The sequence below is a fragment of the Photobacterium galatheae genome, from assembly GCF_000695255.1.
GTDB lineage: Bacteria > Pseudomonadota > Gammaproteobacteria > Enterobacterales > Vibrionaceae > Photobacterium > Photobacterium galatheae.
Genome location: NZ_JMIB01000004.1, coordinates 293,188 through 318,912, shown reverse-complemented (window position 1 = coordinate 318,912; position 25,725 = coordinate 293,188). Strand labels below are relative to the sequence as shown.

Here is a 25,725-nt window from a genome sequence, read left to right as displayed (position 1 = left end):
AAGAAAAAACCCGCCATCAGGCGGGTTCCATCTGTCTAAAGCTCTCAGCTAATTACCAGCCAGTAACTTCACGCAGCGCTTTACCAATCTCGGCCAGACTCTTCACAGTCTTCACACCCGCAGATTCCAGAGCAGCAAATTTCTCATCCGCTGTTCCCTTACCACCAGAGATAATCGCACCCGCGTGGCCCATACGCTTACCTGGAGGTGCAGTCACACCCGCAATGTAAGAAACCACAGGCTTAGTCACGTTTTCTTTGATGAATGCAGCTGCATCTTCTTCAGCCGTACCACCGATCTCACCGATCATGACGATCGCTTCTGTTTCAGGATCTTCCTGGAACAGTTTCAGGATATCAATGAAGTTAGAGCCTGGGATTGGGTCACCACCGATACCAACACAAGTTGACTGGCCGAAACCTTCATCCGTGGTTTGTTTTACCGCTTCATAGGTCAGTGTCCCTGAACGTGAAACAATACCCACTTTACCTTTCTTGTGAATGTGACCAGGCATGATGCCAATCTTACATTCATCTGGCGTGATCACACCCGGACAGTTTGGACCGATCATGCGAACACCGGTTTCTTCCAACTTCACTTTCACGTCGATCATGTCTGTGGTTGGGATGCCTTCAGTAATCGTCACGATCAGTTGAATACCCGCGTCGATTGCTTCCAGAATTGCATCTTTACAGAAAGGTGCCGGAACATAAATCACAGATGCTGTTGCACCTGTCGCTTCAACGGCTTCACGAACGGTATTAAATACTGGCAGACCCAGGTGCGTTGTGCCGCCTTTACCCGGAGATACACCACCAACCATTTGCGTTCCGTAAGCAATTGCCTGCTCAGAGTGGAAAGTACCCTGACCGCCAGTGAAACCCTGACAGATAACTTTGGTGTCTTTGTTAATTAATACAGACATTCTTATTTGCCCTCCGCAGCAGCAACAACTTTCTGAGCTGCGTCAGTGAGCGACTCAGCAGCAATGATATCCAGACCAGATTTAGCCAGTACTTCGCGACCCAAGTCAGCGTTCGTACCTTCAAGACGTACAACAACAGGGACAGTCACACCGACTTCTTTAACTGCGCCGATGATCCCTTCTGCGATCATGTCACAACGGACAATACCACCGAAGATATTTACCAGTACCGCTTTCACGTTGTCGTCAGACAGAATGATCTTGAATGCTTCTGCCACACGTTCTTTGGTCGCACCGCCACCAACATCCAGGAAGTTTGCTGGTTTGCCGCCATGCAGGTTCACGATGTCCATCGTACCCATGGCCAGACCTGCGCCGTTCACCATACAACCGACGTTACCATCGAGTGCGACGTAGTTCAGTTCCCACTGTGCTGCGTGTGCTTCACGGGCATCTTCCTGAGAAGGATCGTGCATTTCACGCAGTTTTGGCTGACGGTACAGCGCATTTGAGTCGATGTTGATCTTACCGTCCAGGCACAGCAGGTTGCCTTCACCGGTGATGACCAGCGGGTTGATTTCCAGCAGCGCCAGATCGTACTGAGCGAACATCTCACCCAGACCCATAAAGATTTTGACGAACTGCTTGATTTGGTCGCCTTGCAGACCCAGTTTGAACGCCAGCTCACGGCCTTGATAAGCCTGTGGGCCAACCAGTGGATCGATCGCCGCTTTATGAATCAGTTCCGGTGTTTCTTCTGCAACTTTCTCGATTTCAACACCACCTTCAGTCGATGCCATGAAAACGATACGACGTGTTGCGCGGTCAACAACTGCACCCAGGTACAGTTCATTGGCAATATTCGATGCTTCTTCAACCAGAATCTTAGTGACAGGCTGGCCATTGGCATCTGTCTGATAAGTGACCAGGTTTTTACCCAGCCACTTCTGTGCAAATTCTTTGACGCCGTCTTTGGTGTCATGCAGTTCTACACCGCCCGCTTTACCGCGGCCACCTGCATGGACCTGACATTTGACAACCCATTTGTTGCCACTGATTTTACCGGCTGCTTCAGCAGCTTCTTGTGGGGTATCACATGCATAGCCTTCAGGAACTGGCAGGCCATACTCAGCAAACAGTTGTTTTGCCTGATATTCGTGCAGATTCATTATGTTCTATCCGTTCTCTAATCCCTGTGGGACGTGTTATATCCATTGAAATGCTCTTGGGCATTTCTTCTTCAGTCATTCTGGCTTCACACACCGCCACCCAAAAGGGTGGCGGCAGGTAAAGCACAGTAATTACACGTCCAGAAGCAGACGTGTTGGGTCTTCAAGAAGCTCTTTAATGGTTACCAGATAACCGACAGACTCTTTCCCATCAATCAGACGGTGATCGTAAGACAGAGCCAGATACATCATTGGCAGGATTTCAACCTGACCGTTTACCGCCATTGGACGATCCTGGATCTTATGCATCCCCAGAATTGCAGCCTGTGGCGGGTTAATAATTGGCGTAGACATCAGGGAACCGAAGACACCACCGTTTGTGATGGTGAAGTTACCACCGGTCAGCTCATCAACAGTCAGCTTACCGTCACGGCCTTTAATCGCCAGTTCACGGATACCTTTCTCGATTTCTGCCAGGCTCAGCTTGTCACAGTCACGCAGAACTGGCGTCACCAGACCACGCGGTGTTGATACTGCAATGCTGACATCGAAGAAGTTGTGGTAAACAACATCATCGCCATCAATTGACGCATTCACTTCAGGGAAACGCTTCAGCGCCTCAACGACAGCTTTCACGTAGAAAGACATGAAGCCCAGACGAATACCGTGACGCTCTTCAAAGATGTCTTTGTACTGCTTACGCAGATCCATGATAGGTTTCATGTTGACTTCGTTGAACGTTGTCAGCATCGCTGTGCTGTTTTTCGCTTCCAGCAGACGCTCTGCGATACGCTTACGCAGACGTGTCATCGGAACACGTTTTTCGCTGCGATGAGCCAGAGGTGCTTCAACCTTCGCTTCAGCCGCCGGTACAGCTGCTGAGGCAGATTTGCCGCCTTTCACAAAAGCTTCAACGTCTTCACGGGTAATTCGGCCACCCACACCAGTCCCTTTCACTGCAGAAGCATCAATGCCGTGCTCACTGATCAGACGGCGAACCGCTGGACTCAGTGCATCATTGGTTTCTTCTGTCAGCGATGCGGTTGTGCGTTTGGTTGGAGAAGCTTCAGCACTGGCAGGTACATCTTTCGTTGGTTCACCAGCGACAGCACCGGCTTTCAGTTTACCCAGCAGCTGCTTCGTCAGTACTGTTGTGCCTTCTTCCTCAATGATGGCTTCCAGAATACCATCTTCAGGGGCTGGCACTTCCAGCACAACTTTATCCGTTTCGATATCGACCAGAACTTCGTCACGGCTGACTGCATCACCCGGCTTCTTGTGCCAAGTTGCTACGGTTGCGTCTGCTACTGATTCAGGTAAATCAGGAACCAGAATTTCGATTGTCATCTCAGTTTGTCCTTTTTGTTCCAGCTCTGGGCTTATTGTTCTGTGTTCAGCGCGTCGTCAATCAACGCTTTCTGTTGTTTCAAGTGTACTGACATATAACCAACGGCAGGTGAAGCTGACGCTGGACGGCCGGTATATTCTAATTGCGCACCTTCAGGCAGAGCGGCACGGAAGTTATGCTGACTGCTGTACCAGGCCCCCTGGTTTTGCGGCTCTTCCTGACACCATGCGAAGTCAGTCACATGCTGATAATCAGCCAGAGCAGCTTCCACATCTTCTTTCGGGAATGGATAAAGTTGCTCAATTCGGATAATGGCAACATCCGTCTGCTCACGCTTACGACGTTGTTCCAGCAGATCGTAATACACCTTGCCTGAACACAGGACAACACGTTTCACTTGTTTCGGATCCAACGCATCAATTTCGCCAATCGCCGGCTGGAAATTACCGTCAGACAGATCATCCATCGTCGATGTACACAGCGGATGACGCAGCAGCGACTTCGGTGACATCACAATCAACGGACGGCGCATCGGACGAAGCACCTGACGACGGATCATGTGGTAAACCTGTGCTGGCGTTGAAGGGATCACAACCTGCATGTTCTGTTCAGCACAAAGCTGCAGATAACGCTCCAGACGTGCAGAAGAGTGCTCTGGACCCTGCCCCTCATAACCATGAGGCAACAGCATGGTCAGACCGCACATACGGCCCCACTTCTGCTCACCGGAACTGATGAACTGGTCAATCACAACCTGCGCACCATTGGCAAAATCACCAAACTGCGCTTCCCAGATTGTCAGACCGCCCGGCTCGGCTGTTGCGTAACCATATTCAAAGGCCAATACAGCTTCTTCCGACAGGACGGAGTCGAAAACCTGAAATGGTCCTTGTTTGTCGTGGATATTCGCCAGTGGCATATAAGTACTGGCATCCGTTTGGTTATGCAAGACTGCATGACGGTGGAAGAAGGTACCACGACCAGAATCCTGTCCCGTAATACGGATACGGTGACCTTCATCAACCAACGTGGCATAGGCCAACGTTTCAGCCATACCCCAGTCGACGTCTTTCTCACCGGCAACCATCGACTGGCGATCGTTGTACAGTTTCTGAACACGGCTTTGCAGTTTATGGCTTTCAGGATACTGGCAAATACGCTGGCCCAGCTCATGCAGACGCTGACTGCCGACTTTATTGGCCCATTCTTTCGTCCAGTCATGGCCCAGATAAGGAGACCAATCGACGGAATGCAGGGTCATCGGACGCCACTCTTTCACAACGCACTCACCGCGATCCAGTGCATCACGATATTCATTGACCAATGCCGTGGCAGTTTCAGCTTGAATGCCAGCTTCATCGACCAGAGCATCTGCATAGATCTTCCGTGGTGTCGGATGTTTTTTGATTTTCTGGTACATCAACGGCTGGGTTGCGTTCGGCTCATCCGCTTCGTTGTGACCATGACGGCGATAACACACCAAATCAATCACAACGTCACGCTTGAACTCATTGCGGAAATCCAGCGCCAGACGGGTCACAAACGCCACCGCTTCCGGATCGTCTGCATTCACGTGGAAGATTGGTGACTGAACCATCTTCGCGATATCCGTACAGTACTGGGTGGAGCGGGTATCGTAAGGGTTTGATGTTGTGAAACCAATCTGATTATTCACCACAATACGGATCGTACCGCCAACACGGTAGCCGCGTGATTGAGACATGTTAAAGGTCTCAGCTACGACACCCTGACCCGCAATTGCAGAGTCACCATGAATGGTGATTGGCAGCACCATAGAACCATCTTTATCACCCAAGCGATCCTGACGGGCACGAACAGAACCCACAACGACAGGGTTGACGATTTCCAGGTGAGACGGGTTAAAGGCCAGTGCCAGGTGTACATCACCGCCAGGCGTCGCGAAATCTGCAGAGAAACCCTGATGGTATTTCACATCGCCAGTCCCCCAGGACTCACCATGCTTGCCTGCAAACTCATCAAACAAATCCTGCGGCTTTTTACCCAGAACGTTCACCAGCATGTTCAAACGACCCCGGTGGGCCATCCCGATCACAACTTCACGCACACCACTGTTACCAGCGCTACGGATCAGTTCTTTCATCATCGGGATCAGTGCATCACCACCTTCCAGCGAGAAACGTTTTGCGCCCGGGAATTTAGCACCCAGGTAACGTTCCAGGCCTTCAGCGGCAGTCAGTTCGTCCAGGAAAGTGAGTTTCTCTTCCTGCGAAAATGTGCCCTGACCAATCACAGATTCCAGACGCTGTTGAATCCAGCGTTTTTCTTCCGTGTCGGTAATGTGCATGTACTCAGCACCAATCGAACCACAGTAGGTTTTTTTCAGCGCCTCATAGATCTCAGAAAGCTTCATTGTCTCTTTGCCTACGGCAAACGAACCGACATTGAAGCTTTGATCAAAATCTTCCGCTGTGAGGTTATGGAAAGCAGGATCCAGGTCTGGAACTCGTTCCTGTTGCCATAATCCCAGCGGGTCCAGGTTTGCATGCTGATGACCACGGAAACGGTATGCGTTAATCAACTGCAATACCTTCACCTGTTTGGCATCAACATCAGGATCGCTGACGTTAGCACTTAAAAAGGTCGTTTCTTTCGCTAAACGCCGGAAGTAATCACGAACACGTGAATGTGGCTGTTCGACAGCAACACCATTCACAACAGGCAATTCACTAAAAACGTGACGCCATTCTTCGCCAACTAATTCTGGGTCGCTTAGATACAACTCGTAGAGGTCTTCTACATAAGTTGCGTTGGCGCCAGCCAGATGTGAAGACTCGAGCCAAGCCTTCATAACGCCGTTCTGCATTGTTTTCCCTTAACCACTTGTTATCGCCACTTGCACCGGTCGTTCACCGGGCTGAAAAGCCAGCCAACTGTCTTGGCCGGCATATCGATAATTCTATTCAATTACACCGAACGCTTAAGCAACATGGATCGGATATTACCAATTGCTTTCGTCGGATTAAGCCCTTTCGGACAAACGCTGACACAGTTCATAATACTGTGACAACGGAAGACACTGAATGCGTCATCCAGATCCGAAAGGCGTTCATTTGTCGCTGTATCACGACTGTCAATCAACCAACGGTAAGCCGCCAGAAGACCTGCAGGACCAATGAACTTATCTGGGTTCCACCAGAAAGATGGGCACGATGTTGAGCAGCACGCACACATGATACATTCATACAAACCATCCAGATGTGCACGTTCTTCCGGCGATTGCAGGTTTTCACGTGCCGGTGGATGCTCACTCTCATTAATTAAGAACGGCTTCACCTTGGCATAGTTGGTATAGAACTGATCCATATCGATGATCAAGTCACGAATAACAGGCAGACCTGGCAGCGGACGAATCACAATCGTTTTCTTATCCGTCAGTGCCGACAGCGGCGTGATACAGGCCAGCCCGTTCTTACCGTTCATATTAATGCCGTCAGAACCACAAACACCTTCACGACATGAACGACGGAACGCCAGTGTTGGATCTTGCTCTTTCAACAGGATGAGTGCATCCAGAACCATCATGTCCGAGCCATCTGGCACTTCCAGCGTGTACCCTTTCATGTGAGGCGCGTTGTCTACGTCAGGGTTGTAACGGTAAATAGAAAAATTCAGTTTCATGTTGTTTACCTCCCTTAGTATGTCCGCGCTTTCGGCGGAAATGCTTCACGATGAACTGGGGTCATATTTACATCACGCTTAGACATCTGCTCTGTCTCAGGGTTGTAAATCGAGTGACACAGCCAGTTGGCATCATCACGCTCAGGGAAGTCGAAACGAGCATGCGCACCACGACTTTCAGTACGATAGTTTGCTGCAACAGCTGTTGCGTAAGCTGTTTCCATCAGGTTATCCAGCTCCAGACATTCGATACGCTGTGTATTGAACTCAGAAGACGTATCATCCAGACGCGCTTCTTTCAGACGCTCACGGATTTCTTTCAGCTGATTCAGACCGTCTGCCATTGCTTCACCTTCACGGAAGACCGAGAAGTTATTCTGCATGCAAGATTGCAGGTCTTTACGGATTTGAACTGGATCTTCACCTTTTTGCGTATTGTTCCAACGGTTGAGGCGTGACAGAGAGGCTTCAATGTCAGATTCAGTTGCCGGACGCGCTTCTGCTTGTGCAGCCAGTGTCTCACCCAAGTGCAGACCAGTTGCACGGCCGAAGACCACCAGGTCAAGCAGGGAGTTACCGCCCAAACGGTTCGCACCGTGAACAGAAACAGAGGCAATCTCACCACAGGCAAACAAACCCTGAACCTCAACATCCTGACCGTTTGCATCTTGCTTAATCGCCTGACCAGAAACCTGAGTCGGTACACCACCCATCATATAGTGACAGGTTGGAATCACCGGAATCGGCTCTTTCACTGGATCAACGTGTGCAAAAGTACGAGACAGCTCCAGGATACCCGGCAGACGAGATTCCAGAACATCTTTACCCAGATGATCCAGTTTCAGCTTAATATGCGGACCCCATGGGCCATCGCAACCACGACCTTCACGAATCTCAACCATCATCGAACGTGCAACCACGTCACGGCCTGCCAAATCTTTCGCATTCGGCGCATAACGCTCCATGAAGCGCTCACCGTCTTTATTTAGCAGGTAACCCCCTTCACCACGGCAACCCTCAGTTACCAGAACACCAGCGCCTGCGATACCGGTTGGGTGGAACTGCCACATTTCGATGTCCTGAACAGGAACACCTGCACGCAGTGCCATACCCACGCCATCACCGGTGTTAATGTGGGCGTTCGTGGTTGACTGATAAATACGACCTGCACCACCCGTTGCCAGAATCGTGGATTTGGATTTGAAATAACAAATCTCGCCGGTTTCCATGCACAGTGCTGTACAACCCAGGATTGCGCCATCTTGGTTTTTCACCAGATCCAGGGCATACCACTCAGAGAAAATCGTTGTTTTGTGCTTAATATTTTGCTGATACAGCGTGTGCAACAGCGCATGGCCAGTACGGTCAGCTGCTGCTGCCGTGCGCGCAGCCTGCTCACCACCAAACTCTTTTGATTGGCCACCAAATGGACGCTGATAAATACGACCATTATCAAAACGGGAGAAAGGTAGTCCCATTTTTTCCAGTTCAATCACGGATTGAGGACCATTTTTACACATGTACTCAATCGCATTCTGGTCACCGATATAGTCAGAACCTTTGACTGTATCGTACATGTGCCATTCCCAGTTATCCGGATGTGAGTTACCAAGTGCGACGGTAATACCACCCTGTGCCGATACTGTATGAGAACGGGTTGGGAAAACTTTAGACAGCAGCGCACATTTCAGGCCCTGCTCAGAAATTTGTAGTGCTGCACGCATGCCCGCACCACCAGCACCGATTACAACGGCATCAAACTCTCGAACTGCAATGCTCACTTACGCACCCCACAAAATAAAGAAACCAGAAAACAGATAACCAAATAGCACAGCGACAATCGCGAGCAGCAGACCAGCACGTAAAAGTGCAGGCTTGATGTAATCTGTCAGCACTTGCCACATACCGATCCAACCATGAATCAGCACAGATACTAAAGCTAGCATCGTGAAGACTTTGGTGCTCAGTTGTGAAAAGAACGCTGTCCAGGTTTCATAGTTCAGCTCAGGGCCAAAAGCGAAAAAGCACACCATATAGATGGTGTAAAGAGTGAGGATAATCGCGGTTGCACGGACAAGGATAAAGTCGTGAACACCATTACGTCCGACAGTGGAAACGTTGCTTACCATACCAGGCCTCCTGCAAATACGGCCAGAACCGCCACAATTGCAAAACTGATTTTCGCGCTTGTTGTGCCGGATTCAAGCTCTTCAAAATATCCCATGTCCATGATGAGGTGACGAATCCCCAGCACGATGTGATAGAACAGTGCTGTCAGGACACCCCACAGGACAAATTTGACAAAGAAGCTATCGACGATATCAGCAGCTTCCGCAAATCCCTGAGGAGAAGATAAAGAGAGGTTTAGCAGCCATAGCAGGATGGCAAGGGAAATAAAAGTGATCACGCCCGATACACGGTGCAGGATAGACGAGATCGCTGTCAGCGGAAAGCGAATCGTCTGTAGGTCGAGGTTGACAGGTCTTGTCTTGTTAACTTTCACGGTCTTTGCCCACTCAGCTCCATAGAAGCGTTTTATTTTTATAAAACCTCCGGCATGCGTACGCCAAAACAGCGCAACAAAGGCACAACAACTGCGCTACACTTAATTAGCACAAGTCTATGTACAGCAAAGCAAAAGTCGTTTCAGCTTAAGTCGCTAATATTACTAATAACTTTATCATTGTTTCTGGCGATGGCAGAACCAGAGACCTGCGGCCGAGTATACGCCTCGCAACAATCAATTACAAACCCTGTTACATGACCTCTAACACGGTTTGAGATATTCGCCCGCTTTTACTTAAAGTTATTAACAAGCGCACACTCCCATGAAGAGGAATTGACAACAACATATCCGAGCTGTACAAAGACGGCACATCCGATTTCGGGTGAGGATTATAAAATAACAAAGGAGATTGTTATGGCAGACAAGAAAGCTACTCTTCATATTGAAGGGAAAGCACCGGTCGAACTGCCGATTCTCGGGGGCTCACTAGGTCCGGAAGTACTGGATGTGCGTAAACTCGGTGCATCTGGCTACTTTACCTTCGACCCTGGTTTCTTAGCTACTGCATCATGTGAATCTCAAATTACGTACATTGATGGTGCGAAAGGTGTGCTGCTTCACCGTGGCTATCCGATCGACCAATTGGCTAATAACGCTGATTATTTAGAAGTCTGTTACATCTTGCTGTATGGCGAAGTTCCTACCCGCGCCCAGTACGAGCACTTCCGTAAAACGGTCACTCGCCATACAATGGTTCATGAGCAAATCGCCAGCTTCTTCCATGGCTTCCGCCGTGATGCTCACCCAATGGCCGTGATGTGTGGTGTTGTTGGTGCACTTGCAGCTTTCTACCACGATTCACTGGACATTAATAACGACGAGCACCGCGAAATCACTGCATTCCGCCTGCTGTCTAAAATGCCAACCCTGGCTTCCATGTGTTACAAGTACTCCATTGGCCAGCCGTTTATCTACCCTCGTAACGATCTGGACTACGCAGAAAACTTCTTACACATGATGTTCGCAACACCTTGTGAAGAGTACGAAGTGAGCCCGGTTGTTGCGAAAGCAATGGACAAGATCTTCACCTTGCATGCTGACCACGAGCAAAATGCTTCAACGTCGACCGTGCGTCTTGCAGGTTCTTCGGGTGCAAACCCATTTGCCTGTATTGCCGCTGGTATCGCATCTTTGTGGGGTCCTGCACATGGTGGAGCAAACGAAGCATGTTTGCGTATGCTGGAAGAGATCGGCAGTGTTGAAAATATTCCTGAGTACATTGAACGTGCGAAGGATAAAGACGACCCGTTCCGCCTGATGGGCTTTGGTCACCGTGTCTACAAGAACTACGACCCACGTGCAACGGTCATGCGTGAAGCATGTCATGAAGTGCTGCAAGAGCTGAAAATCGAGGATCCACTGCTGGATGTGGCGATGGAACTTGAACGAATTGCACTGTCTGATGAGTACTTCATTGATAAGAAACTGTATCCGAACGTAGACTTCTACTCTGGCATCATTCTGAAAGCCATTGGTATTCCTATCTCTATGTTCACCGTTATCTTTGCAATGTCTCGTACCATTGGCTGGATAGCACACTGGAACGAAATGCATAGCGATCCAAACAACCGTATTGGTCGCCCGCGTCAGCTATATACTGGCCATCAGCAGCGTGACTTCCAACCGCTACATGAGCGTGAGTAAAACCCGTTGATTGGCTTGAGATAAAAGAAGAGGGAAGCATTGCGCTTCCCTTTTTTATGATTTTGACCCGTCAGCTCTCGAGCTTATACCGGATTATCAATATCGATGAAAGTGACATCCAGGTGATGCTCGTCAGCAAGCCACTCGCCCAAAGCATCAATACCATAACGTTCAGTGGCATGGTGCCCTGCACTGTAAAAATGAATCCCCTGCTCTCGGGCTGTATGGACCGTTCGTTCAGAAACTTCACCCGTGATGTAAGCATCTAACCCCATCGCAACCGCCTGATCAATGAAATCCTGGCCACCTCCGGTACACCAGCCAACGGTTTTAATTTCTGCTGGCCCACTTTCGCTGATATGAAGCGGTTTCCGGTGTAATGCTTTTTCAATCCGGGTAGCCAGTTGCTCGCCGGTGAGTGGGGTCGGTAACTCGCCATAAACGGCAACAGGATGAGGATTTCCCGGCTCCATCCCACCTAAATATTTGATCCCCAGCAACTCTGCCAGTTGAGCGTTATTCCCGAGTTCCTGATGCACATCCAAAGGTAGATGATACGCATACAAGTTGATTCCATGTTCAATCAGAGCCTTGATACGACGGTATTTCATGCCACGGATTTCTGCAGGTTCATTTTTCCAGAAGTATCCGTGATGGACTAACAGCGCATCGGCTTTCATCTCGATTGCCCGATCAATCAATGCCTGACAAGCTGTCACGCCAGTCACGATGGTTTGAACGTCACTTCTGCCTTCAACCTGTAATCCATTTGGACAGTAATCCCTGATCAAATGTGGGCTCAGTAAAGTATTCAGAATTGACTCAAGTTTAAGGTTGTTCATGCGTGCTTCCTTTAGAACGGATACATTCATTTTAACCAACTCAGTCGGGATAGAACCAGTCATGACCACGCTGGAACTTCGTCATATTACACTTTGTCATAAAAAATGCTGCCCAAGGCAGCATTTCAACAACAACACCAGTATGCTGGTATGCTTAGTAGAGTTCCTGAGCGCCATGCTCTGACTGCTTCAGCCAAACAGGTTTTGTGCTGGTTTTCAACCAGACCTTATGTAAATAGCTGTAAACTCGCGACTTAAGAGAGGTCGGCATCAACATCAAAATCGGAAAGCTCAGCACGCCCGCGATCACAACAAAAGCCCGGCGCAGGATAATTTGTTGAGTGGATAAAGGTGTAAACATCATTGCCTCCTGATTCTGTAACTGGTCATACCTCTACACTTTAGCGCGTTTTTGAAATTTTACTACTTTTATTTTGTTTTATTCTTGTTAAAAACTGGTAAACAACCGAATTCAGACAGATATTGATGACAAATTTCATAAAAACTGAAAGTAAAGAACATGATATCCATTTCAGAGATTTTCAGCGTGTCCTGACCATCCCTGTCCTTACTCAGGGTCTTCATCACCAGATTGATGATCGCTGGCTATCCGATTTCAGAGACCGGGCTGTCATTCCGGCTCACGTACTGTACGCGGGAAATCAGCGACTGGGATTTTATTATCAGTGGTTGTGGCAGCAGTTAATCACTCACCACCCTGACTACGAACTTGTCGCTGAAGAGTTGCAGCTTCATGAAAATAAACGCACGCTCGGCGCAATTGATTTTCTGGTCTTCAACAAGACCCTGAATCAACTGGAACACTGGGAAGTAGCCATCAAATTTTATCTGGCTTACCAGCAGCGCTGGTTGGGCCCCAATTCAGCGGACAACCTAGACCGAAAAATCAACAGGATGATCGACCATCAACTGGCAATGACGAGCCATCAAGCCTATCGAAACCAGTATGCGGAAACCCTGGGTCAGCCGGTCTGCCAGCGCCTGATTGTTCAAGGGAGGCTTTTTGACCACTTTCAGGATAAAGAGTCAGGTTCAGATTTACCCATCAACCCTCATGTCAACAAAGGTTTATGGTGTTTCCAATCACAGGCCAGCACACTTGCTTTAAGAGCACTGTCCAAACGAGAGTGGCTGACGCCACCAGCCTTTGTTCCACAATCACTTGAAATGGATGCAAGTGCGATCACAGTGCCCACTCAGGGTGTCGATGACAACAATCGCGTTTGGTTCATTGTGCCCGATCACTGGCCATTGCATAACCGAGATAAACACCGCAACGCAGCTGTCAGTCCGATACAAAAACCATAAAAAAACCCGCAGTCATCTGCGGGTTTCATGGTCACACTTCACCAGAAGGCTACAGGCCTGCATCAGCAAAAACTTGACTGACAATTTTCTGGGCTTCCGCTTCAATCTGGCGCAAATGTTCCTCACCTTTGAAGCTTTCACAGTAGATCTTGTAGATTTCTTCTGTTCCCGAAGGACGCGCTGTAAACCAACCATTCTGGGTGGTAATTTTCAGTCCACCAATCGCTGCGCCATTGCCAGGCGCATGCGTCAGACGAGCAGTAATCTCATCACCCGCCAGCATGTCAGCTTTCACCATTTCCGGCGACAATTTGCTGAGCACAGCTTTTTGCGTGCTGTTTGCCACAGCCTGTAAGCGGCTATAACAACATTCACCATGTTTTTCGGTTAAAGCCTGGTAATATTGTTGCGGGTTCATGCCCGTGACTGCGGTGATCTCCGCCGCCAGCAAGCAAAGTAAAATACCATCTTTATCGGTTGACCAAGGTGTACCATCTTTACGCAGGAAAGAAGCTCCGGCACTTTCTTCACCACCAAAGCCCAGTTTGCCGCTGTACAAACCATCAACGAACCATTTAAAGCCAACAGGGACTTCACATAATTCACGGCCCAGGTCTGAAACAACTCGATCAATAATTGCACTGGAAACCAGTGTTTTACCAACGGCAACACTTTCTTTCCATTCCGGACGGTGACGATAAAGGTAATCAATACACACGGCCAGGAAGTGATTCGGATTCATCAGTCCTGCTGGAGTTACAATGCCATGGCGATCAAAGTCAGGATCGTTCCCAAATGCCAGATCATAATGATCTTTATGCGCAAGCAGTCCTGCCATCGCATATGGAGATGAGCAGTCCATGCGAACGACGCCGTCTTTATCCAGACTCATAAACCGGAAAGCCGGATCGATAGACTCATCCACCAGCGTTAGATCCAAGTCGTAGTGACGGCCAACCGCACGCCAGTATTCAATCCCGGAACCGCCAAGCGGATCCACAGCAAGTTTCAGGTTCGCCTGCTGAATCGCAGTCATATCAATGACGTGAATCAGGTCAGCCACATAAGGCGACACTAAATCCTGCTCAGAAACAAGTTCACTCAACAATGCATCTGAAACAGGGATACGTTTCACCCCGATCAGACCTTCCGCAATCAACTGGTTTGCGCGATTTTCAATCGCAGTTGTGATCGCACCTTCAGCAGGACCACCATGTGGCGGATTGTACTTAATCCCCCCGTCCTGTGGTGGGTTGTGTGACGGCGTAATCACAATACCATCCGCTTTTTTCGCGTGTTCGCGGTTATAAGACAGAATGGCATGAGAGATTCCAGGTGTTGGTGTATAGCCTTGTTCAGCCTGAACAATCACTTGAACATCATTGGCAACCAAGACTTCCAAAGCAGAAAATAATGCAGGTTCAGACAACGCATGCGTATCTTTTCCCAGAAACAGCGGACCTGTAATCCCTTGTTCCCGACGCACATCAGCCACAGCCTGCGCAATCGCCCAGATATGGCATTGGTTAAATGTACCTTTGTCGGCACTGCCGCGATGGCCTGAAGTACCAAATGCGACACGCTGAGCTGAATCAGCTGCATCCGGCTCGATCAAAAAATAATTGGCCACCAAGGCCGGAATATTATGCATGTCTTCTTGCTGAGCACGTTGCCCAGCCCGAGGATGAATCGCCATGAACCTATCCCTTGTGCACGTTTTAAGCTGTATCAGCAGCGGTTAAATTTCACCGCAAACTTTGTCGATGATGTCCTGAGTAAACTGCATTTTTTGCATCAACTGCTCAATCATCTGACGTTTACGATCAGTATTCGTATTGGTGATCACCCAAAATGGCGTATCAGGAATGGCTTTCGGTTTGGTCGTTTTACCACTGTTCAATAGTTTTTCTTCACTATCAGCGAAATAAACGCGAGTACGACCCTTGATTGCTGTCGCGTCGGTGAAAGCCTGAGAATCGATACGATAGAGTGTCGTAAGCACCAGCATGAAGCGGCCAATAGCTTTCTCCTGGCTGGCAAATTCGTCTGAAATCAGCAAAGAGCGCATCGCTTTGACCCTGTCTTCAGACTGTGGCAGATTGCCAGCATCTTTGCTAACCACAATACCTTGCGCTGATTTAGGACGAACTGGCATGACCGGCTGATGATGATTTGCCTCATCCACCTTCAGTAATCGACGCAGAATATCTGACGCACTTTCACCGATGTGCCGAGTCTGGCTGGCAATATAACGATATAGCTCTTCGTCAACCTCAATAGTTTTCATCGTAGTGTTCATTATCGTTCCGTTAAAAAATCACCGGGAGATTATAACGTGAAGCGAAGGTATACTCTACGCCAAAGCGTTAACTACAAGAGAAATAGTCTGTGAATCTTCATTATCAAATTCAGGGGCAAGGCCAGACTGTCGTGCTCATCCATGGTCTTTTTGGCAGCGCTGATAATCTTGGCATTCTGGCCCGAACACTGAAAGACACCTATCAGGTTATCAGTGTTGATCTGCGTAACCATGGTCGCTCCCCTCATAGTGAGCACTTTACTTACCCAGAAATGGCGCAAGATATTATTGACCTGCTGAACCAACTGGATATTGAAAATTTCACAGTGATCGGCCATTCCATGGGCGGAAAAGTCGCCATGGCCATGACAACACTGGCAGCCCATCGCCTCAGTAGTCTGATTGTTCTCGATATGGCGCCTGTTGCTTACCATGTCCATCGCCACGAAAATGTCTTCGCCGGACTGCAAGCCGTCAACCATCATACTGTGACCAGCCGCAAAGATGCTGAACACTATCTTTCTCTGCATGTTGAGGAAGCTGGTGTTCGTCAGTTCCTGCTCAAATCACTTTATAAAACGGAGACAGGCTTCCAATGGCGCTTTCATGTCGACGCACTGATTGCCAATTACAGCACCATCATGGGCTGGGAACCCGTTTCTCCATTTCCAGGCCCGACGCTGTTTATCAAAGGGCAAAACTCCGAATACATTCAGACTGAACACAGAGAAGCCATTACGTGTCAGTTTCCGAATGCCAAAGCCCACATGGTTGCCAATACTGGCCACTGGCTGCATGCAGAAAAACCAGAAACCGTGAACCGTATCATTCTGAGCTTTTTACAAGGCCTTAAGAATTAACACGCCCAGCACACTATGCTATAGTGCGCGCCGGATGCAAGATTGATACTTGCGAAGGAGAAACAGATGTTATACGAGCACATGGACCTGCTGGAATCAGTTGGACTGGATTTATTGTTCGCTGCTATCTTCTTTTTCATTGGTATGGCAATCAAAGATGTCCTCAAGCAAGGCAACGTGCCTCCGTTTGGTCGTAAAATCGTCTGGCTGGTCTTGTTTTTAGGGTGCTTCGGATTCATATCTAAAGGTGTGATTCAATTCACGATGGAAGGCGTCGGCATCGGTTAAATACCGAACGTTTCTTGCTTTCTTCAGCTAAAGCGAAACATGAAAGTGTCATCACTCTGGTTCATCAAAAATCGACGCCACTATCGCTGCAACGAATCAATTCAGGCGCGTAATAAACACCACAGTGACCGACAGCCTGTTCATTTTCTGATGCCGTTAGCCATAGCTGGCGGCCAACAACTTAAACACGGGTAATCTCTACTATGGCGAGTGTAGGACTCTTCTTTGGTAGCGACACAGGTAACACTGAAGCCGTCGCTAAAATGATCCAAAAACAGCTGGGTAAAAACCTGGTTGAAGTCAAAGACATTGCTAAGAGCAGCAAAGAAGATATTGAAAACTTCGACCTGCTGCTGCTAGGCATCCCGACCTGGTACTACGGTGAAGCACAATGCGACTGGGATGACTTCTTCCCTGAGCTGGAAGGCATTGATTTCGAAAATAAACTGGTCGCAATTTTTGGCTGTGGTGATCAGGAAGATTACGCCGAGTACTTCTGTGATGCGATGGGTACAGTTCGTGACATCGTGGAAGGACGTGGTGCCGTGATTGTGGGTCATTTCCCAACTGAAGGCTATGAATTTGAAGCTTCAAAAGCCTTGGTCGACGACAGTCACTTCGTCGGTCTGTGTATTGATGAAGATCGTCAGCCCGAACTAACGGATGAGCGTGTTGAAAAGTGGGTGAAACAAATCTACGAAGAAATGTGTCTGGCAGAACTTGCTGACTAAACAACACATTCGTCAAATTCAAAAAACGCGCTGATGCGCGTTTTTTATTATTCGTTCACCAGAGTCTCATTTCTATCCTGTGCCGTTTCGGACTCATCTCCCCGATATTGCGGTTTTTTTCTTACGTAAAGTACCCGCTTCACCTGAGCTACGACCTCCTCTTTGGCATCCATGACATGCACAATAAACTCAGGGAAAAACTTTTCACCAGACGCCGTCGAACGTCTGATTTCATCGACATACTGATCTGAAATGGTAAACACAGCCGTTAAATCTGTCTGGCCCGGTTTCAGAAAATTCACTTCTGCCTGCTTATCCCAGACATAGTATTCTTTTCCGAGAATTCCCATAAGCATCAATGCATAAACAGGATCGGTCAGCGAGAAGATACTTCCGCCATACTGTGTTCGGTTTGCATTTTTATTCCACCAGCGAAGCTTGAGGCAAATCTCTACATGCCGAAAGTCCTCACTGATATGGCGGATGCGGATGCCTGCCCCCCAGAAAGGTGGCCAAATATTCAGGGCAAATTTCACAATGCCCGGCTTGTAGAATCGATTCACACGTTCACTTCCTTATGATCTGGTACGATGAGTATAGATCACTTTTTTAACATTTATATCAAGCGAATAAAAGTCACAAGTTTCCTAGACCCATTCGGCATTAAGGTTTATTGTTGTGCTGTCGTCACTTATAATGAACAGATATGCGAAAGACTACCGTAACCCTCCATTTTCAATGTTACGGCTAGCCAAAGGAAACTCGAATGTCAGATAACAACCAAGCACTTAAACAAGCAGGACTCAAAGTCACACTTCCGCGCCTGAAAATTTTGGAAGTACTTCAGAATCCTGAATGTCAACACATCAGTGCTGAAGATTTGTACAAGAAGTTGATCGATATTGGTGAAGAGATTGGCCTGGCCACTGTTTACCGCGTACTGAACCAGTTTGATGATGCAGGCATTGTCACTCGGCACCACTTTGAAGGCGGCAAGTCAGTTTTTGAACTGTCGACCCAACATCACCATGATCACCTTGTATGCCTGGACTGTGGAAAAGTCATTGAATTTTCTGATGATCTCATCGAAGAACGACAAAAGCAGATTGCTGAAAGCTACAATATTCGCCTGACAAACCACAGTTTATATCTGTATGGTCATTGCACTGCGGGTGATTGCAACAAAGATGAAAGTCTTCACAACGAGAAGAAGTAACCGTCTCAGCACCAATTAAAAAAACCAGCCTTGAAGGCTGGTTTTTTATTACACGCAAATTCAGGCTGACAGAGCCAGCCTGAAATGCATCAATCCGCAATTTTCGCCCACGAATCACGCAGACCCACAGTACGGTTGAACACCAGATGCTCTGCAGAAGAGTCTTTATTATCTGCGCAGAAATAACCCATACGCTCAAACTGGAAAGCACATTCAGGCTCAGCATTGACCAGACTTGGCTCAACATAGCCTTGCATCACAACCAGTGACTCCGGATTAATCGTCGCAGCAAAATCGTCAGCAGCACCTGGATTTGGCACGTTGAACAAACGATCGTACAAACGAATTTCAGCTGGCACAGCCTGTTCAGCAGAAACCCAGTGAATCACACCTTTCACCTTGCGACCATCTTCAGGGTTTTTACCCAGCGTCGCAGGATCATAAGTACAGAAGATTGTCGTGATATTGTCTTCCGCATCTTTTTCAACACGCTCGGCCTTAATCACATAAGCGCCACGCAGACGAACTTCTTTACCCAGTACCAGTCGCTTGTACTTCTTGTTGGCTTCCTCACGGAAGTCCTCACGTTCGATATACAATTCACGACTGAATGGCACGTAACGCTCACCCATCTCTGGGTTATTCGGGTGATTCCCGACTTTCAGAATTTCCGTGTCACCGAAGTTTTCAATGACAATTTTCACTGGATCCAAAACAGCCATCGCGCGCGGTGCATTTTCGTTCAGATCATCCCGAATACAGGATTCCAGAGAGCCCATTTCAATGGTGTTTTCCTGCTTCGTTACACCAATACGCTTACAGAACTCACGAATCGAAGCTGATGTGAAGCCACGGCGACGTAAGCCTGAGATGGTTGGCATACGCGGATCATCCCAGCCAGAAACCAGATTCTCTGTGACCAACTGGTTCAGCTTACGCTTAGACATCACCGTATATTCAAGATTCAGACGGCTGAATTCATACTGACGCGGGCGACTTTCAATGGTGATGTTATCCAACACCCAGTCATACAAACGACGGTTATCCTGGAATTCCAGCGTACACAATGAGTGCGTAATATTTTCCAGCGCATCAGAGATACAGTGCGTGAAATCGTACATTGGGTAAATGCACCACTTGTCACCCGTTTGATGATGCGTTGCAAAACGAACACGGTACAGCACAGGATCGCGCATGACCATAAATGGCGACGCCATGTCGATCTTCGCGCGAAGAGACATCTTGCCTTCTTCGACTTCGCCGTTCTTCATTTGATCAAACAGTGCCAGGTTTTCTTCAACCGGACGATCACGGTAAGGGCTTGCTTTACCCGGCTCAGTCAGCGTACCGCGATATTCACGCATCTGCTCAGGCGTCAGTTCATCAACGTAAGCCAGTCCTTTCTGAATCAGCTCCAGAGCGTACGCATAGAGCTGATCAAAGTAGTTAGATGAGTAGCAAATCTCACCGCTCCACTCAAAGCCCAGCCAGTTTACGTCTTTCTTGATTGACTCTACGTATTCGATGTCTTCTTTTTCCGGGTTCGTATCATCAAAACGCAGGTTACATTGTCCTTGGTAATCCTGAGCGATACCAAAGTTCAGACAAATAGACTTCGCGTGACCGATGTGCAAATAACCATTCGGTTCAGGCGGAAAACGTGTGTGGACGCTGGTGTGCTTACCACTGGCTAAATCCGCATCAATAATTTGACGGATAAAATTGCTTGGACGAGCTTCAGATTCACTCATCAATAACACCTCGTGTGCGAACAGGATCTTCAAACCTGTAATGATCCACAAATACAGGCCATGACTCAACAATTAGTATGCATTGATTCATGATCAGAGTGAAAAAAAACCGGCCCATTTGGGCCGGCCTCACTTTTCACTTGTTTTTTGCTCAGATGAGCCGTCTGTTAAGGCAGTTTTACCGCAGACAGGTCTTCTGATGCCGGAATTTTCTTCATCTCACCAGCGACAATTTCAGCCAGAGGACCAAGAATAACCTGCAGATTATTTGAACCCAGTTTCACAACACCCATTGCACCCAGTGCTTTCAGTGTCTTCTCGTCAGCCAGGCTGCTGTCTTTCAGCGTCAGACGCAGACGGGTGATACAGGCATCGATATTTTCCAGGTTACCGTGACCACCCAACGCTTTCAGGTACTGTTTCGCCAGCTCACCGGTTTCTTGTGAACCTGCACCAAGCACTTCATCAGAATCAGCATCTTCACGGCCTGGCGTCTTCAGGTTGAACTTCACGATAGCGAAGCGGAAGATTGCATAGTAAAGCGCGAAGAAGACCAGACCCTGAACAATCAGCATATACCACTGTGTCGCCAGCGGGTTTTTAGATTGCAGAACCATATCGACCATACCTGCAGAGAAACCGAAGCCTGAAATCCACTGCATGCTTGCTGCAATATAAACGGAGATACCAGTCAGGACTGCGTGAACAACGTACAGCGCAGGCGCCAGGAACATGAAAGCAAATTCCAGCGGCTCAGTCACACCAGTGAAGAAAGATGCGAAAGCAGCTGCAATCATGATAGAAGCGACTTTCTCTTTGTTTTCAGGCTTCGCTGTGTGGTACATCGCAAGAGCTGCACCAGGCAGGCCGAACATCATAATTGGGAAGAAACCGCCCATGTAAATACCGGTTTGCCCCGGAACCGCCACACCATCAGCGATAGACTTCGCGCCACCCAGGAAGTTAGGCAGGTCATTGATACCAGCAACATCGAACCAGAAGACTGAGTTCAACGCATGGTGCAGACCAACAGGGATCAGCAAGCGGTTGAAGAATGCATAGATACCCGCGCCAACATCACCCAGCCCCTGAATACCTTCACCGAAGTGAACCAGACCACCATAAACATGCGGCCATACGTACATCAGAATGAATGCCAGGAAGATACCAGCAACAGAAGTCAGAATCGGAACCAGACGCTTACCACTGAAGAAAGCCAGTGCTTTGTGCAGCTCAACACCTGAATAACGGTTGTACAATTCAGCAGAAACGATACCGACTAAGATACCAACGAACTGATTTTGAATTTTGCCAAATGCCGCAGGAACTGCGCTTGGGTCAATGCCCTGAATTTGAGCAACGGCCGCTGGAGAACAAAGAGTGGTGACAACAAGGTAGCCAACGAAGCCTGACAATGCCGCTGCACCATCTTTATCTTTCGACATACCGTAAGCCACACCAACAGCAAACAGCACTGACATATTTTCAATAATTGCCCCACCAGCTTTGATCAAAAAAGCTGCGAGAGCACTGTTTGCCCCCCAGCCATTTGGATCAATCCAGTAACCGATACCCATGAGTATTGCGGCGGCAGGCAGCGTGGCGACTGGCACCATCAACGCCTTACCTACTTTTTGAAAGTATCCAAGAATATTCACCCTTAGTTCCCCCTATGGTTTTCTTAGATGCGGTTTAGATAACTTATTTTAGTTACCCGATTAAGTTAGTTGCAGTTTATGCCTTTAATTTCGCCCCGCAAATTAAAACGTTATCATTTGTGATCCTAATCACCAGCACTTGCAGTGTTTACCCGATTTTGCTAGCTCGGTCATAAAACTTATTTTACCATTCGAAAAAAATCAGATATAAAGCTAAAATTCTCAAGTATTCTTTTAACGCAACGAGGTGTTACCGTGAGACTTATCCCACTGAACAATGCACGAGAAGTTGGTTTGTGGTCAGCACGTTATATTGTTGATCGTATTAACAAATTTAAACCAACCGCTGATCGTCCTTTCGTACTTGGCCTACCTACCGGCGGTACGCCTCTGGCAACTTACAAGCGCCTGATTGAGCTTTATAATGCAGGTGAAGTAAGTTTTAAGCATGTGGTCACATTTAACATGGATGAATACGTCGGTCTGCCTTCAGATCATCCTGAATCTTACCGCAGTTTCATGTATAACAACTTCTTCAATCACATTGATATTCAAGAAGAAAATATTAATCTGCTGAACGGCAATACAGATGATCACGCAGCAGAGTGCAAGCGTTATGAAGAGAAGATTAAATCTTACGGAAAAATCCATCTGTTCATGGGGGGTGTTGGTAATGATGGCCATATCGCTTTCAATGAACCCGCCTCTTCGCTGGCATCACGCACCCGAATTAAGACCCTGACCGAAGACACGCGTATCGCAAACTCTCGTTTCTTTGATGGGGATATGACGCAAGTTCCTAAATACGCCTTGACCATTGGCGTGGGCACACTGCTGGATGCTGAAGAGATCATGATTCTGGTCACTGGCCACAACAAAGCCCTGGCACTTGAAGCTGCTGTTGAAGGCTGTGTGAACCACCTCTGGACGGTCTCAGCCCTGCAATTACATCCGAAGTCACTGATTGTCTGTGACGAGCCTGCAACGCAGGAGCTGAAAGTCAAAACAGTCCGCTATTTTCAGGAACTCGAAGCTGAAAATATCAAACACCTTTAATCAATAGGAAATGTTCATGTACGCGCTGACCAACTGCCGCATTTTTACCGGGAGCGATGTGCTGGATAACCACGCTGTTATTATTGACGGAGTGAACATTCACGCTGTATGCCCTGAGGCAAAGCTACCTGCTGATATTACTGTCCAGGATCTGGATGGAGCAAATCTGTCTCCTGGCTTTATTGATCTTCAGTTGAATGGCTGTGGTGGTGTGATGTTCAACGATGAAATCACAGCAGAGACCATCCACACCATGCACAAAGCCAACCTCCAATCAGGTTGCACCAGCTTCCTTCCGACACTGATCACCTCATCTGATGAAGACATGAGAGCTGCTGTTTTTGCTGCCCGTGAATATGAAGAAAGCTATCAAAATCATTCATTAGGCCTTCACCTTGAAGGGCCCTATCTGAACGTGATGAAAAAAGGCATCCACAGTGTGGAGCACATCCGCAGGTCAGATGATGACATGATTGATTTCCTGTGTGAAAACGCAGACATCATCACCAAAGTGACCCTGGCACCTGAACAAACACCCGAGACACATATCGAGAAACTGGCTCATGCCGGTATTGTGGTTTCAGCAGGCCATACGAACGCCACCTACGTAGAAGCTCGCAAAGGTTTTGCCGCTGGTATCACCTTTAGCACCCACTTGTTCAATGCAATGACTCCCATTGCCGGTCGTGAGCCGGGAATGGTAGGCGCCATTTACGATACGCCTGAGGTATACACAGGCATCATTGCTGATGGCTTCCACGTTGACTATGCCAATATTCGTATAGCTCACAGAATTAAAAGGGAAAAGCTGATTCTTGTGACGGATGCGACAGCGCCAGCAGGAGCAGACATAGATCACTTTATTTTTGTTGGTAAGAAAGTATATTACCGAAATGGTAAGTGTGTTGATGAAAACGGCACACTTGGCGGTTCAGCACTGACGATGATTGAAGCCGTTCAGAACAGTGTTGAACATGTAGGTATCGCCCTGGACGAAGCGATTCGTATGGCTACCCTTTACCCTGCCCGTGCCATTGGTGTGGACAAGAAACTGGGGGCTGTCAAAAAAGGCATGGTGGCTAACCTGGCTATTTTTGATCGTGATTTCCGTGTCAGGGCGACAGTGGTTAACGGAAAATACGAGCAAACTTAACTATGACTGGCGGACAAATCGGTAATGTCGACCTGGTAAAACAGCTAAATAGTGCAGCTGTTTACCGGCTCATTGACTTGCAAGGCCCTATATCTCGAATCCAAGTGGCAGACGTCAGTCAATTAGCGCCAGCCAGTGTGACAAAGATTACCCGCCAATTGCTTGAACGCGGCCTCATTAAAGAGGTCGCGCAGCAGGCTTCAACCGGGGGACGCCGCGCAATTTCACTCACCACAGAGTCAGCGCCTTTTCACTCCATTGCAGTCCGGCTGGGTCGCGATTATATCGAAATGACCCTTTACGATTTAAGCGGTAAAAGTCTGGCCGGTACGGCACATCACTTTCCTTACTCAAATCAGCAAGAACTCATTGATGGACTCTTGGAGCATATCCGCCAATTCATCGGCGCAAATCAGTCCATCCTCAAAGAACTCATCGCATTTGGCATTACCCTCCCGGGGCTCATCGATCCGGAAAAAGGGATTGTCGAGTACATGCCGAATATTACAATTGAGTCTCCCCTGGCGCTGGCCGATATCATTACAGACAAATATGGTGTGTCGTGTTTTGTCGGGAATGATATCCGGGGTTTGGCGCTGGCCGAACACTACTTTGGCGCAAGTCAGGATTGCAGAGACTCAATTCTTGTCAGTGTTCACCGTGGAACAGGCGCTGGGATCATCGTCAATGGCCAGGTATTCCTGGGTTATAACCGGAATGTGGGCGAAATTGGCCATATTCAAATTGATCCACTGGGAGATAAGTGCCAATGCGGCAATTTCGGATGCCTGGAAACCGTCGCTGCCGACCCTGCGATTATTCGTCACGTTAAAGCGCTGCTTGATCAAGGCTATCCAAGCAGCTTGCAAAAGCTGGAAGATGTGACCATGCCTGCGATTTGTGAAGCGGCAAATCAGGGCGATGAACTGGCCACACAAGCCTTAGTGAAAGTGGGTTACCAGTTAGGCAAAGCCCTGGCGATGACGATCAACCTGTTTAACCCGCAAAAGATTGTTGTGGCCGGAAATATCACGCTCGCGAAAGACATCGTCTTCCCAGCAATCCGACGCTGTATCGAAACGCAATCTCTTTCGACTTTCCATCAGTCCTTACCGATTGTGGAATCCCAGTTATATACCCAGCCCACCATTGGTGCATTTTCGATGATCAAACGGGCAATGCTCAACGGGGTACTGCTGCAGCGCCTGCTTGAAGATTAAAAACAGTTAC

Annotated in this window: 24 protein-coding genes; 9 read left to right on the top strand and 15 right to left on the bottom strand. The window is 48.2% G+C overall.

The window, feature by feature from the left end; translation table 11 throughout:
- Positions 1-52: 52 nt before the first annotated feature.
- From sucD to sdhC, 8 genes are all read right to left on the bottom strand, one after another.
- A complete protein-coding gene (gene sucD, locus EA58_RS03180) occupies positions 53-925 on the bottom strand; it encodes a succinate--CoA ligase subunit alpha (protein WP_036748820.1) in 873 nt (290 codons plus the stop codon).
- A gap of 2 nt (positions 926-927) precedes the next feature.
- Entirely contained in the window at positions 928-2,094 is a 1,167-nt protein-coding gene (sucC, locus tag EA58_RS03175) for an ADP-forming succinate--CoA ligase subunit beta (protein WP_036748819.1), read from the bottom strand.
- Between the two features lie 132 nt (positions 2,095-2,226).
- A complete protein-coding gene (gene odhB, locus EA58_RS03170) occupies positions 2,227-3,441 on the bottom strand; it encodes a 2-oxoglutarate dehydrogenase complex dihydrolipoyllysine-residue succinyltransferase (protein WP_036748818.1) in 1,215 nt (404 codons plus the stop codon).
- A 32-nt stretch (positions 3,442-3,473) separates the two neighbouring features.
- On the bottom strand, positions 3,474-6,287 hold the full coding sequence (gene sucA / locus EA58_RS03165; RefSeq protein WP_036748817.1) for a 2-oxoglutarate dehydrogenase E1 component: 2,814 nt from the start codon (positions 6,285-6,287) through the stop codon (positions 3,474-3,476).
- A gap of 101 nt (positions 6,288-6,388) precedes the next feature.
- Positions 6,389-7,102: a succinate dehydrogenase iron-sulfur subunit gene (locus EA58_RS03160; RefSeq protein ID WP_036748816.1), complete on the bottom strand. Its 714-nt coding sequence runs from the start codon at positions 7,100-7,102 to the stop codon at positions 6,389-6,391.
- A 14-nt stretch (positions 7,103-7,116) separates the two neighbouring features.
- A complete protein-coding gene (sdhA, locus tag EA58_RS03155) occupies positions 7,117-8,883 on the bottom strand; it encodes a succinate dehydrogenase flavoprotein subunit (RefSeq protein WP_036748815.1) in 1,767 nt (588 codons plus the stop codon).
- The gene (gene sdhD, locus EA58_RS03150; RefSeq protein ID WP_036748814.1) at positions 8,884-9,231 is read right to left on the bottom strand and encodes a succinate dehydrogenase, hydrophobic membrane anchor protein; all 348 of its coding nucleotides are present in this window, start codon (positions 9,229-9,231) and stop codon (positions 8,884-8,886) included.
- Complete coding sequence (sdhC, locus tag EA58_RS03145) at positions 9,225-9,605, bottom strand: succinate dehydrogenase cytochrome b556 subunit (protein ID WP_036748813.1); 381 nt, start codon at positions 9,603-9,605, stop codon at positions 9,225-9,227. Before sdhC ends, sdhD begins: the two co-directional genes overlap by 7 nt.
- 417 nt (positions 9,606-10,022) lie before the next feature.
- Between sdhC and EA58_RS03140 the strand changes: the two genes are divergently transcribed.
- Complete coding sequence (locus EA58_RS03140; protein WP_036748812.1) at positions 10,023-11,312, top strand: citrate synthase; 1,290 nt, start codon at positions 10,023-10,025, stop codon at positions 11,310-11,312.
- An 83-nt stretch (positions 11,313-11,395) separates the two neighbouring features.
- On the opposite strand, the gene EA58_RS03135 is transcribed toward EA58_RS03140, so the two are convergent.
- Together EA58_RS03135 and EA58_RS03130 are read right to left on the bottom strand one after the other, a co-directional pair.
- Positions 11,396-12,154, bottom strand: coding sequence for a Nif3-like dinuclear metal center hexameric protein (locus EA58_RS03135; protein WP_036748811.1), 759 nt, complete (start codon positions 12,152-12,154; stop codon positions 11,396-11,398).
- Between the two features lie 154 nt (positions 12,155-12,308).
- Positions 12,309-12,515: a DUF2517 family protein gene (locus tag EA58_RS03130; protein ID WP_036748810.1), complete on the bottom strand. Its 207-nt coding sequence runs from the start codon at positions 12,513-12,515 to the stop codon at positions 12,309-12,311.
- 125 nt (positions 12,516-12,640) lie between these two features.
- Between EA58_RS03130 and EA58_RS03125 the strand changes: the two genes are divergently transcribed.
- Positions 12,641-13,483, top strand: coding sequence for a DUF1853 family protein (locus EA58_RS03125; protein WP_051641866.1), 843 nt, complete (start codon positions 12,641-12,643; stop codon positions 13,481-13,483).
- A 49-nt stretch (positions 13,484-13,532) separates the two neighbouring features.
- On the opposite strand, the gene pgm is transcribed toward EA58_RS03125, so the two are convergent.
- Both pgm and seqA read right to left on the bottom strand, forming a co-directional pair.
- Positions 13,533-15,179 (bottom strand): phosphoglucomutase (alpha-D-glucose-1,6-bisphosphate-dependent), encoded by a 1,647-nt coding sequence (gene pgm, locus EA58_RS03120; RefSeq protein ID WP_036748809.1) that lies wholly within the window; start codon positions 15,177-15,179, stop codon positions 13,533-13,535.
- A gap of 42 nt (positions 15,180-15,221) precedes the next feature.
- The gene (gene seqA / locus EA58_RS03115; protein WP_036748808.1) at positions 15,222-15,770 is read right to left on the bottom strand and encodes a replication initiation negative regulator SeqA; all 549 of its coding nucleotides are present in this window, start codon (positions 15,768-15,770) and stop codon (positions 15,222-15,224) included.
- A gap of 101 nt (positions 15,771-15,871) precedes the next feature.
- On the opposite strand from seqA, the gene EA58_RS03110 reads away from it, so the two are divergent.
- The 3 genes from EA58_RS03110 to fldA all read left to right on the top strand — a co-directional run bounded on the left by EA58_RS03110 (position 15,872) and on the right by fldA (position 17,661).
- A complete protein-coding gene (locus EA58_RS03110; protein ID WP_036748806.1) occupies positions 15,872-16,642 on the top strand; it encodes an alpha/beta fold hydrolase in 771 nt (256 codons plus the stop codon).
- A 66-nt stretch (positions 16,643-16,708) separates the two neighbouring features.
- Positions 16,709-16,930: a DUF2788 domain-containing protein gene (locus EA58_RS03105; protein ID WP_036748805.1), complete on the top strand. Its 222-nt coding sequence runs from the start codon at positions 16,709-16,711 to the stop codon at positions 16,928-16,930.
- Between the two features lie 203 nt (positions 16,931-17,133).
- Complete coding sequence (gene fldA / locus EA58_RS03100; RefSeq protein ID WP_036748804.1) at positions 17,134-17,661, top strand: flavodoxin FldA; 528 nt, start codon at positions 17,134-17,136, stop codon at positions 17,659-17,661.
- Between the two features lie 47 nt (positions 17,662-17,708).
- On the opposite strand, the gene EA58_RS03095 is transcribed toward fldA, so the two are convergent.
- The gene (locus tag EA58_RS03095) at positions 17,709-18,224 is read right to left on the bottom strand and encodes a DUF4442 domain-containing protein (RefSeq protein ID WP_036748803.1); all 516 of its coding nucleotides are present in this window, start codon (positions 18,222-18,224) and stop codon (positions 17,709-17,711) included.
- A 203-nt stretch (positions 18,225-18,427) separates the two neighbouring features.
- On the opposite strand from EA58_RS03095, the gene fur reads away from it, so the two are divergent.
- Positions 18,428-18,877, top strand: coding sequence for a ferric iron uptake transcriptional regulator (fur, locus tag EA58_RS03090; protein ID WP_036748800.1), 450 nt, complete (start codon positions 18,428-18,430; stop codon positions 18,875-18,877).
- Positions 18,878-18,966: 89 nt separating this feature from the next.
- Here the strand turns inward: fur and glnS are convergent, their stop codons facing one another.
- Together glnS and nagE are read right to left on the bottom strand one after the other, a co-directional pair.
- Entirely contained in the window at positions 18,967-20,628 is a 1,662-nt protein-coding gene (gene glnS / locus EA58_RS03085) for a glutamine--tRNA ligase (protein WP_036748903.1), read from the bottom strand.
- 167 nt (positions 20,629-20,795) lie between these two features.
- On the bottom strand, positions 20,796-22,286 hold the full coding sequence (gene nagE, locus EA58_RS03080) for an N-acetylglucosamine-specific PTS transporter subunit IIBC (protein WP_036748799.1): 1,491 nt from the start codon (positions 22,284-22,286) through the stop codon (positions 20,796-20,798).
- A 255-nt stretch (positions 22,287-22,541) separates the two neighbouring features.
- On the opposite strand from nagE, the gene nagB reads away from it, so the two are divergent.
- Genes nagB through nagC form a run of 3 tightly spaced genes read left to right on the top strand, consistent with a single transcriptional unit; the run spans position 22,542 to position 25,715 of the window.
- Positions 22,542-23,342: a glucosamine-6-phosphate deaminase gene (nagB, locus tag EA58_RS03075; RefSeq protein WP_036748797.1), complete on the top strand. Its 801-nt coding sequence runs from the start codon at positions 22,542-22,544 to the stop codon at positions 23,340-23,342.
- 16 nt (positions 23,343-23,358) lie between these two features.
- Positions 23,359-24,495: an N-acetylglucosamine-6-phosphate deacetylase gene (gene nagA, locus EA58_RS03070; protein WP_036748795.1), complete on the top strand. Its 1,137-nt coding sequence runs from the start codon at positions 23,359-23,361 to the stop codon at positions 24,493-24,495.
- Positions 24,496-24,497: 2 nt separating this feature from the next.
- The gene (nagC, locus tag EA58_RS03065; RefSeq protein WP_036748793.1) at positions 24,498-25,715 is read left to right on the top strand and encodes a DNA-binding transcriptional regulator NagC; all 1,218 of its coding nucleotides are present in this window, start codon (positions 24,498-24,500) and stop codon (positions 25,713-25,715) included.
- Positions 25,716-25,725 lie beyond the last annotated feature (10 nt).

Bases quoted from the DNA above. Each gene is read 5' to 3' on its own strand.
- sucD (WP_036748820.1), bottom strand. From the start codon at position 925: ATGTCTGTATTAATTAACAAAGACACCAAAGTTATCTGTCAGGGTTTC.
- sucC (WP_036748819.1), bottom strand. From the start codon at position 2,094: ATGAATCTGCACGAATATCAGGCAAAACAACTGTTTGCTGAGTATGGC.
- odhB (WP_036748818.1), bottom strand. From the start codon at position 3,441: ATGACAATCGAAATTCTGGTTCCTGATTTACCTGAATCAGTAGCAGAC.
- sucA (WP_036748817.1), bottom strand. From the start codon at position 6,287: ATGCAGAACGGCGTTATGAAGGCTTGGCTCGAGTCTTCACATCTGGCT.
- EA58_RS03160 (WP_036748816.1), bottom strand. From the start codon at position 7,102: ATGAAACTGAATTTTTCTATTTACCGTTACAACCCTGACGTAGACAAC.
- sdhD (WP_036748814.1), bottom strand. From the start codon at position 9,231: ATGGTAAGCAACGTTTCCACTGTCGGACGTAATGGTGTTCACGACTTT.
- EA58_RS03140 (WP_036748812.1), top strand. From the start codon at position 10,023: ATGGCAGACAAGAAAGCTACTCTTCATATTGAAGGGAAAGCACCGGTC.
- EA58_RS03135 (WP_036748811.1), bottom strand. From the start codon at position 12,154: ATGAACAACCTTAAACTTGAGTCAATTCTGAATACTTTACTGAGCCCA.
- EA58_RS03130 (WP_036748810.1), bottom strand. From the start codon at position 12,515: ATGTTTACACCTTTATCCACTCAACAAATTATCCTGCGCCGGGCTTTT.
- EA58_RS03125 (WP_051641866.1), top strand. From the start codon at position 12,641: ATGACAAATTTCATAAAAACTGAAAGTAAAGAACATGATATCCATTTC.
- pgm (WP_036748809.1), bottom strand. From the start codon at position 15,179: ATGGCGATTCATCCTCGGGCTGGGCAACGTGCTCAGCAAGAAGACATG.
- seqA (WP_036748808.1), bottom strand. From the start codon at position 15,770: ATGAAAACTATTGAGGTTGACGAAGAGCTATATCGTTATATTGCCAGC.
- EA58_RS03105 (WP_036748805.1), top strand. From the start codon at position 16,709: ATGTTATACGAGCACATGGACCTGCTGGAATCAGTTGGACTGGATTTA.
- fldA (WP_036748804.1), top strand. From the start codon at position 17,134: ATGGCGAGTGTAGGACTCTTCTTTGGTAGCGACACAGGTAACACTGAA.
- fur (WP_036748800.1), top strand. From the start codon at position 18,428: ATGTCAGATAACAACCAAGCACTTAAACAAGCAGGACTCAAAGTCACA.
- glnS (WP_036748903.1), bottom strand. From the start codon at position 20,628: ATGAGTGAATCTGAAGCTCGTCCAAGCAATTTTATCCGTCAAATTATT.
- nagA (WP_036748795.1), top strand. From the start codon at position 23,359: ATGTACGCGCTGACCAACTGCCGCATTTTTACCGGGAGCGATGTGCTG.
- nagC (WP_036748793.1), top strand. From the start codon at position 24,498: ATGACTGGCGGACAAATCGGTAATGTCGACCTGGTAAAACAGCTAAAT.